General features: G+C 54.8%; 10 protein-coding genes. 8 read left to right on the forward strand and 2 right to left on the reverse strand.

Annotated features, from left to right (window positions below; all coding sequences use genetic code 11):
- Positions 1-74 precede the first annotated feature (74 nt).
- Together yfhb and tadA are read left to right on the forward strand one after the other, a co-directional pair.
- Positions 75-713, forward strand: a complete 639-nt coding sequence (gene yfhb, locus QNH99_RS06315; protein WP_063880590.1) for a phosphatidylglycerophosphatase C — start codon at positions 75-77, stop codon at positions 711-713.
- Positions 714-786: 73 nt separating this feature from the next.
- Positions 787-1,281, forward strand: coding sequence for a tRNA adenosine(34) deaminase TadA (gene tadA / locus QNH99_RS06320; RefSeq protein ID WP_096012804.1), 495 nt, complete (start codon positions 787-789; stop codon positions 1,279-1,281).
- On the opposite strand, the gene mltF is transcribed toward tadA, so the two are convergent.
- The gene (mltF, locus tag QNH99_RS06325; RefSeq protein ID WP_410517449.1) at positions 1,278-2,735 is read right to left on the reverse strand and encodes a membrane-bound lytic murein transglycosylase MltF; all 1,458 of its coding nucleotides are present in this window, start codon (positions 2,733-2,735) and stop codon (positions 1,278-1,280) included. The two genes, tadA and mltF, sit on opposite strands and share 4 nt — an antisense overlap.
- Before the next feature lie 267 nt (positions 2,736-3,002).
- Between mltF and purL the strand changes: the two genes are divergently transcribed.
- From purL to glnB, 5 genes are all read left to right on the forward strand, one after another.
- Complete coding sequence (gene purL / locus QNH99_RS06330) at positions 3,003-6,893, forward strand: phosphoribosylformylglycinamidine synthase (RefSeq protein ID WP_410517450.1); 3,891 nt, start codon at positions 3,003-3,005, stop codon at positions 6,891-6,893.
- Between the two features lie 566 nt (positions 6,894-7,459).
- Positions 7,460-8,887, forward strand: coding sequence for a sensor histidine kinase (locus tag QNH99_RS06335; RefSeq protein ID WP_410517451.1), 1,428 nt, complete (start codon positions 7,460-7,462; stop codon positions 8,885-8,887).
- Between the two features lie 3 nt (positions 8,888-8,890).
- Positions 8,891-9,562, forward strand: coding sequence for a two-component system QseEF-associated lipoprotein QseG (gene qseG, locus QNH99_RS06340; protein ID WP_063880585.1), 672 nt, complete (start codon positions 8,891-8,893; stop codon positions 9,560-9,562).
- Complete coding sequence (gene glrR / locus QNH99_RS06345) at positions 9,562-10,896, forward strand: two-component system response regulator GlrR (RefSeq protein WP_063880584.1); 1,335 nt, start codon at positions 9,562-9,564, stop codon at positions 10,894-10,896. Before qseG ends, glrR begins: the two co-directional genes overlap by 1 nt.
- A gap of 90 nt (positions 10,897-10,986) precedes the next feature.
- Positions 10,987-11,325 carry a nitrogen regulatory protein P-II gene (glnB, locus tag QNH99_RS06350; RefSeq protein WP_003848647.1) on the forward strand — a complete coding sequence of 113 codons (339 nt, stop codon included), beginning with the start codon at positions 10,987-10,989 and terminating at the stop codon, positions 11,323-11,325.
- Between the two features lie 51 nt (positions 11,326-11,376).
- Here glnB and hmpA read toward each other — a convergent pair whose 3' ends face one another.
- Entirely contained in the window at positions 11,377-12,561 is a 1,185-nt protein-coding gene (hmpA, locus tag QNH99_RS06355; RefSeq protein WP_410517452.1) for an NO-inducible flavohemoprotein, read from the reverse strand.
- Between the two features lie 325 nt (positions 12,562-12,886).
- Here hmpA and glyA point away from each other — a divergent pair, with 325 nt between their 5' ends.
- Positions 12,887-14,140 (forward strand): serine hydroxymethyltransferase, encoded by a 1,254-nt coding sequence (gene glyA, locus QNH99_RS06360; protein WP_172896743.1) that lies wholly within the window; start codon positions 12,887-12,889, stop codon positions 14,138-14,140.
- Positions 14,141-14,222 lie beyond the last annotated feature (82 nt).

The following is a 14,222-nucleotide window of genomic DNA, read 5'->3' on the forward strand; positions in this document are numbered from 1 at the left end:
CAGTCATCGCCTCGCTGGACGAAGATGACTACAATAGAGGCTGTTGATGCATATTCGTTAAAAAGGAGTGTTGTTTGACCAACGATATACAACGTCGCGTGGTGTTTTTCGACCTTGATGGCACATTGCACCAACAGGACATGTTTGGCACCTTCATGCGCTATCTACTGCGTCGCAAGCCGCTGAATGTGTTGCTGGTGGTGCCGTTACTGCCGGTGGTGGGCGCAGGATTATTGGTCAAGGGACGTGCCGCGCGCTGGCCGATGAGTTTGCTGTTGTGGTCGATTACCTTTGGCCGCTCTGAAGCAACCCTGTTGCGCCTGGAGGCCGAATTCGCCCAATGGTTTCGGCAACGCGTTAAAGCCTTTCCCGTGGTGCAAAAACGCCTCAGTGAATACCTCAGCAGCGATGATGCAGATGTGTGGCTGATTACAGGGTCCCCTCAGTCTCTGGTTGAACAGGTCTATTATGACTCCGCGTTTTTGCCACGAGTAAAGCTGATCGCCAGCCAGATGCAGCGCGGTTTAGGAGGACGTGTGTTGAAAATGCGCTGCCTCGGTCACGAAAAAGTCGTTCAGCTGGAAGAGCAGATCGGTACGCCATTGCAGCTTTATAGCGGTTACAGCGACAGCAAACAGGACAACCCGTTGTTGTTCTTTTGCCAGCATCGCTGGCGCGTCACGCCGGTTGGTGAATTACAGCAGCTGGAATAACGGCCATCGCGCTTCGGTTTTCCGGGCGTGATGGGTATAATGCGCCGCTTTTTTGCTGCCGGGAGTGGTCTGCGTGACTCAAGAACAAGATGAATACTGGATGCGCCGTGCGCTTACCCTGGCGCAGCGCGCATGGGAGCAGGGCGAAGTGCCAGTGGGCGCGGTGCTGGTTCAGGGAGAGCGGGTGATAGGCGAGGGCTGGAACCGGCCTATCGGGCAGCACGATCCCACGGCCCACGCGGAGATCATGGCGCTACGTCAGGGCGGAAAAGTGCTGGAAAACTATCGCCTGCTTGATACCACGCTCTACGTTACGCTGGAGCCGTGCATTATGTGTGCGGGGGCGATGGTGCATGCTCGCATTGGTCGTCTGGTATATGGGGCGCACGATGTGAAAACCGGCGCAGCCGGCTCCCTGATTGACGTGTTAGGCCATCCGGGCATGAACCATCAGGTGGCGTTGCATCACGGTGTGCTGGAAGAGGCGTGCGCGGGGATGCTGAGCGATTTTTTCCGTATGCGCCGCCAGCAACAAAAAGCGCTGCGTCAGGCGCAGCGCGACAGTTAGTTCATTGCCACCTCGGGCGTGACGGCAGGATAACCTTTGCCCATCTCCGCTTCCAGAGCGGCCTGTTGGGCAAGGTGTTTTTCCTGCTCCTGCAAATAGCCCACCAGGCTAATCTCATACTTGCGAATATTCTCTACGTAGTTGTAGGCTTCCTGCCCGCGCGCATAGCCATAAGTGGTTTGCGTGTAGTAACGCTTTTGACTCAACATGGGTAAACGGAGTTTCACGTCAGCCCAGCTGTCCGGGTTACCGCCCTGTTTCGCGGTGAGCTTACGCACATCCAGCATATGGGCATAGCCCATGTTATACGCCGCCAGCGCAAACCAGATACGTTCATCTTCCGGAATGGTTTGTGGCACCTTTTCCATCATGTTTTGCAGATACTGGCTCCCGCCACGAATACTCTGCTCGGGATCGGTACGGTCACCCACTTCAACGCTGTCAGCGGTGTTACGCGTTAACATCATCATGCCGCGCACGCCGGTCGGCGAGGTTGCCTGCGGATTCCAGTGCGATTCCTGATAGGAAATGGCTGCCAGTAATCGCCAGTCGATATTATTGGCATACTTCTCGAACAGCGGCTTAATGTCAGGCAGGACGTTATCAATGGAACGCAGGAAGGTGCGCGTATCTACGTAGTCGAAGGTGCCGACGTGACCAAGGTATTTCTCCTCCAGTCGGGCCATCGCGCCTTCTTCTCCCATGCTGTTAAAGAAATCCAGCATCGCAGCATTCAGGCTGTCATCACTGTCATGGGGCAGGTACCACGTAACGGGTTCTTCATCCGTGACGTCGAAGGCAACGGCTAACTGAGGATGAATGCGCTGAAGCAGGGCAATCGTTACGGAATCGCCAATCGTGTAATCCAGCTTGCCTTCTGCCACGGCTTCCAGCAGGGCTTTTGGACTTTGATCGGTCGAAATGGCCCAGTCGAGATCGGGATACTGCTTTGTCCTGGCGCTCTTTAACGTCGACAGGTAGGCCGATCCTGAGGCAACCACCAGCCGTCCCTTCAGGTCACCCAGGTTTTTCGGCCGGGGTTTATCCACGCGATAAACCAGCTGCTGCGAAACGCTGTAGTAACCGGGGCCGGTTTGATAGCGATTCAGGCGCTCATCGTTGTAGATAAGGCCCGCCGCCAGCAAATCGGCTTTGCCATCGTCGAGCGCATCAAACAGGTCACTGAGGTTAGCGCGCACGGTTATGTCGAGCTTCACGCCCAAATAATCGGCAAAACGCTTCGCCAGCTCGTAGTCCATCCCGGCCGGTGCTTTGTTCACGGTGTAGTAAGTCAACGGCGAGTTTACGGTACTGACGCGCAGCACTCCCCGTGATTTAATCTGTGAGATCGTATCTTGTCCACCACCGTACCAGGGGATGGACGGCCACAGTGCCAAAGCCAGCAGCACGGTGAGAAGACCGATAACCAGATAATTAAATTTTAGGCGTTTCAAATAGTTATCTCTCGATGGCTCCAAGGCCTCTGTCTTTTAAGGCAGTATTGATCTTGTTTTAACTCCCAGAGCGAGGGGCATTTTGCGCAACAAACTCAGGTAGAGCAACTTATAAAGCAAGTTTTGCGCAAATTTCAGGCAAATCTTGTTGGCCATAAATTTTGCGCAAACGGTTTCGTCGCGGAGTGGGTTTCTCTATAATACGCCCCGTTTTCCCCTGTTGCGCCCAATGAAGCGTCGCCCGGCGCTTCGAAGACGAGAGATCTTATGATGGAAATTCTGCGTGGTTCGCCCGCCCTGTCGGCATTTCGTGTAAACAAACTGCTGACCCGCTTTCAGGACGCTCATCTGCCGGTGAGTGATATTTACGCTGAGTACGTCCATTTTGCCGATGTCAGCGCGCCGCTGAGCGAGGATGAAACGTCCCGTCTGCAGCGCCTGCTCAAGTACGGCCCTTCTCTCGCTGAACATGCGCCACAAGGGCGTTTACTGCTGGTGACGCCGCGTCCTGGCACCATTTCACCGTGGTCATCGAAAGCCACTGACATTGCCCACAACTGCGATCTTTCGCAGGTGCGTCGTCTGGAACGCGGCATGGCCTTTTATGTCCAGGCGCCTGAACTGACGGAAACCCAGTGGCAGGCGCTGGCGGCGCTCCTTCATGACCGCATGATGGAAACGGTGTACAGCGATTTCAATCAGGCCGAGCAGCTGTTTGCTCACCATGAACCTCAGCCGGTCAAAAGCGTCGATGTGCTCGGTGAAGGCCGTCAGGCGCTGGTTGAAGCCAATATGACGCTGGGACTGGCGCTGGCAGAAGACGAAATTGATTATCTGCTGGCTGCCTTTACCGCACTGGGGCGCAATCCAAACGACATTGAGCTTTATATGTTTGCCCAGGCGAACTCTGAGCATTGTCGTCACAAGATTTTTAACGCTGACTGGATTATCGACGGCGAAAAACAGCCTAAATCGCTGTTTAAAATGATTAAAAACACCTTCGAGCAAACACCGGATTATGTTCTGTCAGCCTACAAAGATAACGCTGCGGTCATGGAAGGCTCTGAGGTGGGACGCTTCTTCGCGGATGCTGAGAAAGGCGAATACGCCTATCACCAGGAAGCGGCGCACATTCTGATGAAGGTTGAAACCCACAACCATCCCACCGCGATTTCCCCCTGGCCTGGCGCGGCAACCGGCTCCGGCGGTGAGATTCGTGATGAGGGCGCAACCGGACGAGGCGCAAAGCCGAAGGCTGGCCTGGTCGGTTTCTCGGTATCGAATCTGCGTATTCCCGGCTTTGAACAGCCATGGGAAGAGGATTTTGGCAAGCCTGCGCGCATCGTCAGCGCGCTGGATATCATGACCGAAGGCCCACTGGGCGGCGCGGCGTTTAACAACGAATTTGGTCGTCCAGCCTTAAACGGCTACTTCCGTACCTACGAAGAGCAGGTTAACAGCCACAACGGCACTGAACTGCGTGGCTACCACAAACCCATTATGCTGGCTGGCGGTATCGGAAATATCCGTGCCGATCACGTGCAGAAGGGTGAAATCACCGTGGGTGCCAAACTGATCGTGCTGGGTGGGCCGGCGATGAATATCGGCCTGGGTGGCGGTGCTGCATCATCAATGGCGTCGGGTCAGTCCGATGCCGATCTCGATTTTGCGTCAGTGCAGCGTGACAATCCAGAAATGGAGCGCCGTTGCCAGGAAGTCATTGACCGCTGTTGGCAGTTGGGCGATGACAACCCCATTCTGTTTATCCACGATGTGGGCGCAGGCGGATTGTCCAACGCGATGCCGGAACTGGTCAGCGATGGTGGTCGCGGTGGCCGCTTTAACCTGCGCGATATCCTCAGTGACGAACCGGGAATGAGCCCGCTTGAAGTCTGGTGTAATGAATCACAAGAGCGTTATGTGATGGCCGTCGCCCCAGAGAAGCTGGCCGAGTTTGCTGCTATTTGTCAGCGTGAGCGTGCGCCTTATGCGGTTATTGGTGAAGCCACCGAGGAGCTGCATCTGACGCTGGAAGACAGCCACTTCTCTAACAGCCCGATTGATATGCCGCTGGATGTGTTGTTGGGGAAAACCCCGAAAATGACCCGCGATGTGGTGAAACAGCAGGCTCAGGGGCACCCACTCCAGCGCGACGGCATCACGCTGACGGATGCGGTGAACCGTGTGCTGCACTTGCCGACCGTGGCGGAAAAAACCTTCCTGATCACCATAGGCGACCGCAGCGTAACCGGCATGGTGGCGCGCGATCAGATGGTCGGCCCCTGGCAGATCCCGGTCGCCAACTGTGCCGTAACAACGGCCAGCCTCGACAGCTACCATGGTGAGGCCTTCGCGCTGGGCGAGCGCGCCCCTGTGGCGCTACTCGACTTTGCCGCCTCCGCCCGTCTGGCCGTCGGTGAAGCACTGACTAACCTTGCGGCCACGCCGGTCGGTTCTTTGAAGCGCGTGAAACTTTCGGCTAACTGGATGTCGGCAGCAGGCCATCCGGGTGAAGACGCTGGCCTGTATGACGCTGTAAAAGCCGTCGGTGAAGAGCTGTGCCCGGCACTTGGCATCACCATTCCGGTGGGTAAAGACTCCATGTCGATGAAAACCCGCTGGCAGGAAGGCACCGAACAGCGCGAAATGACCTCGCCTCTGTCTCTGGTGATTACCGCGTTTGCCCGTGTAGAAGACGTGCGCCGCAACGTGACGCCACAGCTGGTGGCAGATCAGGATAACCTGCTGCTGTTGATCGACCTTGGTAACGGCGCTAACACCTTAGGCGCGACGGCACTGGCTCAGGTTTATCGTCAGTTGGGCGACAAGCCTGCAGATGTGCGTGATGCACAGCAACTGGCGGGCTTCTTTAATGCCGTTCAGGCGCTGGTCAGCCAACAAAAACTGCTGGCTTACCATGACCGTTCAGATGGTGGCCTGCTTGTTACCCTGGCGGAAATGGCCTTTACCGGTCACTGCGGCATTGACGTCGATATCGCGGCGTTGGGCAGCGATGCGCTGGCTGCGCTGTTCACCGAAGAGCTGGGGGCGGTCATTCAAATCAACGCCGCCGATCGTGAGGCAGTAGAGCAGATTCTTGCAGCGCACGGTCTGGCGCACTGCAGCCATGTGCTGGGATGTGCGAAGCCGGGCGACCGCTTTGTGATTCGTTCTGGCGAGAGTGCTGTGTATAGCGAAAGCCGTAACACCTTACGGACCTGGTGGGCCGAAACCACCTGGCAGATGCAGCGTCTGCGTGATAATCCAGCCTGTGCCGATCAGGAACATCAGGCAAAGCAGGATAACAACGATCCGGGTCTGAACGTCAGCCTGACATTCAAGCCAGAAGAAGACGTTGCAGCACCAATGATTGCCACAGGTGCGCGTCCACGCGTTGCCGTCCTGCGTGAGCAGGGGGTTAACTCCCATGTGGAAATGGCCGCCGCCTTTGATCGCGCCGGGTTTACTGCGGTTGACGTTCATATGAGTGACCTGCTCGCCGGACGGATCGATCTGGAACGTTTCCAGGCGTTAGTGGCTTGCGGCGGCTTCTCTTACGGTGACGTATTAGGGGCCGGTGAAGGTTGGGCAAAATCCATTCTGTTTAACCCACGCGTCCGCGATCAGTTCGCATCCTTCTTCCATCGCCCACAAACGCTGGCGCTCGGTGTCTGTAACGGCTGCCAGATGATGTCTAACCTGCGTGAGTTGATCCCCGGCAGCGAACTGTGGCCACGCTTTGTCCGTAATCAGTCAGAGCGTTTTGAAGCGCGCTTCAGCCTGGTTGAAGTGGCTGCCAGCCCGTCGTTACTGTTAGACGGTATGGCCGGCTCACGTATGCCAATCGCCGTATCGCACGGCGAGGGCTTCGTTGAGGTTCGCGATGGGGCGCATCTTGCCGCCCTCGAGTCCAAAGGGCTGGTGGCGCTCCGTTATGTCGATAACGCAGGTAAGGTGACAGAAACCTATCCGGCAAACCCGAATGGGTCGCCAAACGGCATCACCGCCGTGACCAACGAGAGCGGGCGCGTCACCATTATGATGCCGCACCCTGAGCGCGTGTTCCGCACGGTCAGCAACTCATGGCACCCGGCTGAGTGGGGTGAAGACAGCCCCTGGATGCGTATTTTCCGTAACGTGCGTAAACAATTAGGTTAATTGCTGTAAAAAAAATGGGAGGCGCTCAGGCCTCCCATTTTTTATGGCGCGGTTGTTGGCAAAAGGAGACAGCCGTCACTTTTTTTTGTCGCTAATGGGTGACATCTATCTTGATGATTTTTCTCAGCAGATTCTGAACGACAAAATTGTGTTGGTATTTGGCGACACTTTTAGCAGACCAGACGGTCCGGAACGAAGCGTTAAGAGGTAAACTGGCAGCCAATGCCCTGAAAATAAAGGGCCTTTCATTGTTGGCATGAACCTTGCTATACTTAACACGCTGCTCATTCACCTGTTTATGATTGCCACCGCGCTGCGGGTAGAGCTCATAAAGCCCGAATGACGCACCAAACGGAGCCTGTCGTCCACCACACCGATAATCGTATGTTCTGCATCGTTATCAAGCATCGGACGCAACGTTGAGTTAGGCTCCACCCATTCTCACGTGCTGCCAGGGCGGCACGCTAACGGCAGGCCATCGCGCCTGCCGTTTTCTTTTCTGCCTCTTCCTTCTCTGGGCTGACTCCGCTAGCATCCGATAAGCGTATCTTTAAGGAAGCTGTCGCGTGAAAAAATGGCGTTTATTTCCCCGGTCCCTGCGCCAGTTGGTGCTGATGGCCTTTTTGCTGGTGCTCCTTCCGCTGCTGGTGCTGGCCTGGCAGGCCTGGGAAAGCCTGTCGGCGTTAAGCAATCAGGCTGCCGACACCAACCGCAATACGTTTACCGACGTCAGGCGCAGTGAGGCCATGGCTCGAACCGCCATTGAGCTGGAGCGCAGTTATCGCCAGTACTGCGTGCTGGGTGATACGTCGCTGGCAAAGCTTTATCAGACGCAGCGTATTCGCTACAGTCAGATGCTCAGTTCCCATGCCGATAGCCTGCCTGATTTACCGGCGTTTAAAACCCTGCAGGCCACGCTGCCGCAACTGGAAACGTTGCAATGTGATAACGGCAATCCCGTAACTCACGCCGCTCAGGCACTGGAAAAGTTTTCAGCGACGAACGTGCAGCTGGTCCAGGATACGCGAGAAGTGGTGTTTGCCCGTGGTCTGCAGCTGCAGCGTGAAATTGCCGATCGCGGCCAGTTCTTCGGCTGGCAGGCGCTGATCCTGTTTATCATCAGTCTGACGTTAACCCTGCTGTTTACCCGCATGATCATCGGTCCGGTAAAAAGTGTTGAACGCATGATTAATCGTCTTGGTGAAGGACGTGAGCTGGGAAGCAGTATGGTGTTTCGTGGCCCGCGGGAGCTACGCTCTCTGGGGCAGCGCATTATCTGGTTAAGTGAACGCCTGGCCTGGCTGGAAACCCAGCGCCATGAATTTTTACGTCATCTTTCACATGAACTTAAAACACCGCTGGCCAGCCTGCGTGAAGGCACAGAACTGCTGGCGGATGAAGTGGCGGGCGCACTGAATCCGGAACAGCAAGAAATTGTCTCAATACTGGATAACAGCAGCCGTCATCTGCAACGCCTTATCGAACAATTACTTGATTACAACCGTAAGGTCGCCGATGGGCCGATTACGCTAGAAGCGGTGAAGCTGAATGACATTGTGCATGATGTGGTTAACGCGCATGCGCTTACGGCGCGAACCAAACTCATGCATGTCGATATCGATCTCAAAGCAACGGATTGCCAGGCAGAGCCTATGCTATTGATGAGTGTGATTGATAACCTCTACTCTAACGCCGTGAACTATGGCAATGAATCCGGTAACATTTGGCTGCGCAGCCGCCAGCAGGACGACCGGATAGTGATCGAGGTGGCTAACAGCGGCACGCCCATTCCCGAAAATGAGCAGGAGATGATTTTTGAGCCTTTCTTCCAGGGCAGTCACCAGCGCAAAGGGCCGGTTAAAGGCAGCGGACTGGGGTTAAGCATCGCAAAGGATTGTCTGCGCCGTATGCACGGTAGCCTGCAACTGGTTGCCTGCGACGACGCTGATGTTTGTTTTCGCATCGAACTGAATACCACAGCCGGGAAAGTCTGAAGCATGAAATTTTTCGCCGTCATTATTTTAAGCGCCCTGAGCAGCATGATGCTCAGTGGATGTGCCTCATCCCCGGTCACCTCAACAACCCAGCCTGCCAGCGGCAACGTTGTGGTGCCTGAAGCCAGCCTGGTTGACTATCTCACCACGCACTGCGGCGATATCTGGCGCATTGAAAATAGCGCCGCTATGACGAATCCCCTTTACTGGATGCGCAGTATCGACTGTGCTGAACGGCTTTCTCCCGCGGAAGCGCGCGCGGAGGCCCATCGCTGGCCGGTGGACAGTTGGGCGCGAGCGTTTAAGCAAGGCGTCTTAATGGCAAACGGCAATGTGACGCCGCTGGAGCGTCGTGACTACATCAACGTGCTCGATGGCTACAGTGAGCAGTTTCCGTCCAACCTGCGGGCATTCATTCAGCTCTGGCGCAGTAATCAGGTTGCCCAGCTTGAGTTAAGCGCCATGCGTACGCGTTACGCCCATTTACAGCAGAGCAGCGATGCGCAATCAGATTCACTGCGTCAACAGCAGATAAAACTGCGTCAGCAGCTCAGTGATACCCAGCGCAAACTGGAGCGTTTAACCGATATCGAACGCCAGCTTTCGTCGCGCAAAACCTCCGATATGTCTGACGGCAGTCACGGAACGGCCCTGCCACAAGAGGACGAACAGTAATGGTGAAACATGCGGCACACCTGCTTTTAGTGGATGACGATCCCAGCCTGCTCAAACTGTTAGGTATGCGCCTCACCAGTGAGGGATATCAGGTGACCACCGCCGCCAGTGGACCCGAGGCGCTTCGACTTTTGCAGAAAGAGAAAATCGAGCTGGTCATCAGCGATCTGCGCATGGATGAAATGGACGGCCTGGCATTATTTGGCGAAATTCAAAAGCGTCATACAGGCTTGCCGGTCATTATTTTAACGGCTCACGGCTCGATCCCGGAAGCGGTAGCTGCAACGCAGCAGGGCGTTTTCAGCTTCCTGACCAAACCGGTCGATCGCGACGCACTGTATAAAGCGATAGATGAGGCCCTGGCACAGCGCGCGCCAGTGAGTGACGATCGCTGGCGGGAAGCGATTGTCACCCGCAGCCCACAGATGCTGCGTTTGCTTGAACAGGCACATATGGTGGCCCAGTCAGACGTCAGTGTGCTGATCAACGGGCAAAGCGGAACGGGCAAAGAGGTACTGGCGCAGGCTATCCATGCGGCAAGCCCGCGCGCGGGGCAGCCGTTCATCGCCATCAACTGCGGGGCCTTACCCGAACAACTTCTGGAGTCAGAATTGTTTGGTCATGCCAAAGGTGCCTTTACCGGTGCGGTGAGCGCGCGTGACGGGCTGTTTAAAGCCGCTGAGGGCGGCACGCTGTTTCTGGATGAGATCGGTGATATGCCGCCTGCGCTGCAGGTGAAATTACTGCGCGTGTTACAGGAGCGGAAAGTCCGGCCGCTGGGCAGCAACAATGATATTGATATCAACGTGCGGATTATCTCGGCAACGCACCGGGATCTGCCAAAGGCGATGGAAAAGAAAGAGTTCCGCGAAGATCTGTTTTATCGCCTTAACGTGGTGAATCTGAAAATTCCGGCGCTGCATCAGCGCACAGAAGATATCCCGTTGCTGGCGAACCATCTGCTGCGTCAGGCGGCAGAACGGCACAAACCACAGATACGCAGCTTTTCCGTTGATGCGATGAAGCGCCTGATATCTGCCAGTTGGCCGGGTAACGTACGTCAACTGGTTAACGTTATTGAGCAATGTGTTGCGCTCAGTTCCTCGCCGGTCATTAGCGATGCGCTGGTGGAGCAGGCGCTGAGCGGAGAGAACAGTGCGTTGCCTACCTTTGTAGAAGCGCGAAACCAGTTCGAACTCAATTATCTCCGCAAACTGTTGCAGATGACCAAAGGAAATGTCACCCACGCCGCGCGTCTGGCTGGACGTAACCGTACTGAATTCTATAAGCTGCTGTCACGGCATGAACTGGACGCCAGCGACTTTAAAGAGTAGTTTTCTGCCCCAATAAGCCTGCGGCATTGCCAGCGACATTTATACTTAAAAATCCCTCTGCACATGGAGGGCGTGAGGAAAGGATCTGACATGAAAAAGATCGATGCAATTATTAAACCCTTCAAGCTTGATGACGTACGTGAAGCACTCGCTGAAGTCGGCATCACCGGCATGACCGTGAGCGAAGTAAAAGGATTTGGCCGCCAGAAAGGCCATACGGAACTCTACCGTGGCGCAGAGTACATGGTGGACTTTCTGCCCAAGGTCAAAATTGAAATGGTGGTCGGGGACGATATCGTTGATACCTGCGTCGAAACCATCATGCGCACCGCGCAAACCGGCAAAATTGGCGACGGTAAAATCTTTGTTTTCGATGTGGCTCGGGTAGTGCGTATTCGTACCGGCGAAGAAGACGAAGAAGCGATTTGATTACGATTGAGTCAGAAGCCCGCCTGTTGCGGGCTTTTTTATGTCCTGAGATCACATCTCTTTATGCGGCCCGAACACCTCATAGTGAATTCTTTCTGCCGCAATGCCCACCGCATGCAACTGCTTAACGATAAAAGACATAAAGCCCAGTGGCCCACACAGGTAGAAGTGGGTGTTCACATCCCGCAGTCGTGCTGACACTGTCGCCAAATCCATAACACCTTGCGCATCATAGCGGCCTGCGTCTTGTTCATCGGGCGCGCGATACCAGATGTGCTGTACAAAATCAGGAAGCTGGGCGCCGGTCGTGTTTACTTCCTCTGCGAAGGCATGCTGTTTACCGTTTTCGGCAGCGTGGAGCCAGTTGACGGGCGCCGGATGGCGTTGTGCAGCTAACGCGTGCAGCATTGCCAGCATCGGTGTTTGTCCCACGCCAGCAGAAATGAGTGTGACCGGCGTCGTCGTGCGCACCTGCAGGAAAAAATCGCCGTGCGGCGCGGCCAGCTGCACCTCGTCACCCACTTCGGCATGCCGGTGCAGCCAGCCTGATACACTCCCCAGCGCTTCTTGTTTAACCGCGATACGGTAGGTTTTCTCGTTGCTGGCTGTGGTTAGTGAGTACTGACGAATCTGATGATATTCAAACCCCGCAGGCTGTAAGTGAAGCGTCAAATACTGCCCGGGTTTGAACGCTGCAACCGGGCCGCCATCCACAGGCGTAAAGGTAAAGCTTTTAATGACGGCACTTTGCTGTTCAATCGCACTGATGCGAAACGCCCGCTTCCCGCGCCAGCCGCCTTTTTGCTGTTCTGACGCCTGATAAATGGCGTCTTCACGCTGAATAAATACCTCTGCCAGTACGTTGTAAGCGCGGCCCCAGGCGGCCAGCGCCTCATCACCCGGATTCAGCAGTGTCTTGATGGTTGCGAGTAAATGCTCACCCACAATTGCATACTGCTCGGGTTGAATAATGAGGCTGGTGTGCTTCTGAGCAATTTTTTCAACAGTAGGCAGTATCGCCGTCAGGTTTTCTAGGTTTGCCCCATAGGCGCATATCGCATTAAACAGGGCTTCGCGCTGACTGCCATTACGTTGGTTATTCATGTTAAAGACATGCTTCAGTTCTGGATGTTGAGAAAACATGCGGTTATAGAAATGTGCCGTGAGATCGGGACCACAGGCGGCGATGGCGGGAAGGGTGGATTTCACGGTAGCAATGGTCTGTGCATCAAGCATGACAACACCTCGTTTAAAGTTGCATTTCAAATGCATCTTATATCCACTTCTTTCACGCTGTAAATCTTCGCTTACTTTTTGTTGGCAGCAACTGGCAGGTTTTCGCTACAAAATGGAAGGAAATCTGTTTCATCGTCAGGAATAATGTTGAAGGGCAGGCATTGCAAAAAATGTGGTGAAAATGCTTTGCTATTCCATAGCCAAACGTTTGCGTAAAAAGAGGGAATTCACCCTACCTTACCCAGATAAAACGGTTTACACTGTCAGCCTTCGCCCTCAGGGGGCGTAAATTGCCGATTTAAAGATAGCCAGTCAGGAGATGCGGATGTTAAAGCGTGAAATGAACATTGCCGATTATGATGCCGAGTTGTGGCAGGCGATGGAGCAAGAGAAAGTGCGTCAGGAAGAGCACATTGAACTGATTGCTTCTGAAAACTACACCAGCCCGCGTGTTATGCAGGCGCAAGGTTCACAGCTCACTAACAAATATGCCGAAGGCTATCCGGGCAAGCGTTACTACGGCGGCTGCGAGTACGTGGATATTGTCGAGCAACTGGCTATCGATCGTGCTAAAGCCCTGTTTGGCGCAGACTATGCCAACGTTCAGCCTCACTCAGGCTCTCAGGCTAACTTTGCCGTTTTCACCGCGCTGTTGCAGCCCGGCGATACCATCCTGGGTATGAACCTGGCACACGGTGGTCACCTGACGCACGGTTCGCCGGTTAACCTGTCAGGCAAACTGTATAATGTCGTGCCTTACGGTATCGATGAAACCGGTAAAATTGACTACAACGAACTGGCCGATCTGGCACAAACCCACAAGCCTAAAATGATCATCGGCGGCTTCTCGGCGTATTCCGGTATTTGCGACTGGGCTAAAATGCGTGAAATCGCTGACAGCGTTGGCGCATGGCTGTTTGTTGATATGGCGCATGTTGCGGGTCTGATTGCTGCAGATGTTTACCCTAACCCGGTTCCTCACGCGCACATCGTGACCTCCACAACGCACAAAACCCTGGCGGGTCCGCGTGGTGGCATCATCCTGGCTCAGGGTGGCGACGAAGAGCTGTACAAAAAGCTTAACTCTGCCGTATTCCCCGGTGGACAGGGCGGCCCGCTGATGCATGTCATCGCAGGTAAAGCCGTTGCTTTTAAAGAAGCGATGGAGCCTGAGTTTAAAGTCTACCAGCAGCAGGTGGCAAAAAACGCCAAAGCAATGGTAGAGGTGCTGATTGAGCGTGGCTACAACATCGTATCAGGTGGCACCTATAACCACCTGTTCCTGATCGACCTGGTCAGCAAAAACATGACCGGTAAAGAAGCGGATGCCGCGCTGGGCCGTGCTAACATCACCGTGAACAAAAACAGCGTGCCGAACGATCCGAAAAGTCCGTTTGTCACCTCAGGTGTGCGTATTGGTACGCCAGCCGTCACGCGCCGTGGCTTTAAAGAAGCGGACGTGCGTGAACTGGCCGGTTGGATCGCTGATGTGCTAGACAACGTCAATGATGAAGCCACCATTGAACGCACTAAGCAGAAAGTGCTGGATATCTGTGCGCGTCTGCCGGTTTACGCATAACAGGCTCTGTTGAAAACACAGTCTGACAAGAGGATGGCCCCGGCCATCCTTTTTTATTGCCTGCACGACCCGGCTCTGCCAA

Source organism: Pantoea allii (assembly GCF_046529425.1).
GTDB lineage: Bacteria > Pseudomonadota > Gammaproteobacteria > Enterobacterales > Enterobacteriaceae > Pantoea > Pantoea allii.

What these genes read in the sequence shown, in the direction of transcription:
- purL (WP_410517450.1), top strand. Translation starts at nt 3,003, where the DNA reads ATGATGGAAATTCTGCGTGGTTCGCCCGCCCTGTCGGCATTTCGTGTA.
- qseG (WP_063880585.1), top strand. Translation starts at nt 8,891, where the DNA reads ATGAAATTTTTCGCCGTCATTATTTTAAGCGCCCTGAGCAGCATGATG.
- glrR (WP_063880584.1), top strand. Translation starts at nt 9,562, where the DNA reads ATGGTGAAACATGCGGCACACCTGCTTTTAGTGGATGACGATCCCAGC.
- glnB (WP_003848647.1), top strand. Translation starts at nt 10,987, where the DNA reads ATGAAAAAGATCGATGCAATTATTAAACCCTTCAAGCTTGATGACGTA.
- hmpA (WP_410517452.1), bottom strand. Translation starts at nt 12,561, where the DNA reads ATGCTTGATGCACAGACCATTGCTACCGTGAAATCCACCCTTCCCGCC.
- glyA (WP_172896743.1), top strand. Translation starts at nt 12,887, where the DNA reads ATGTTAAAGCGTGAAATGAACATTGCCGATTATGATGCCGAGTTGTGG.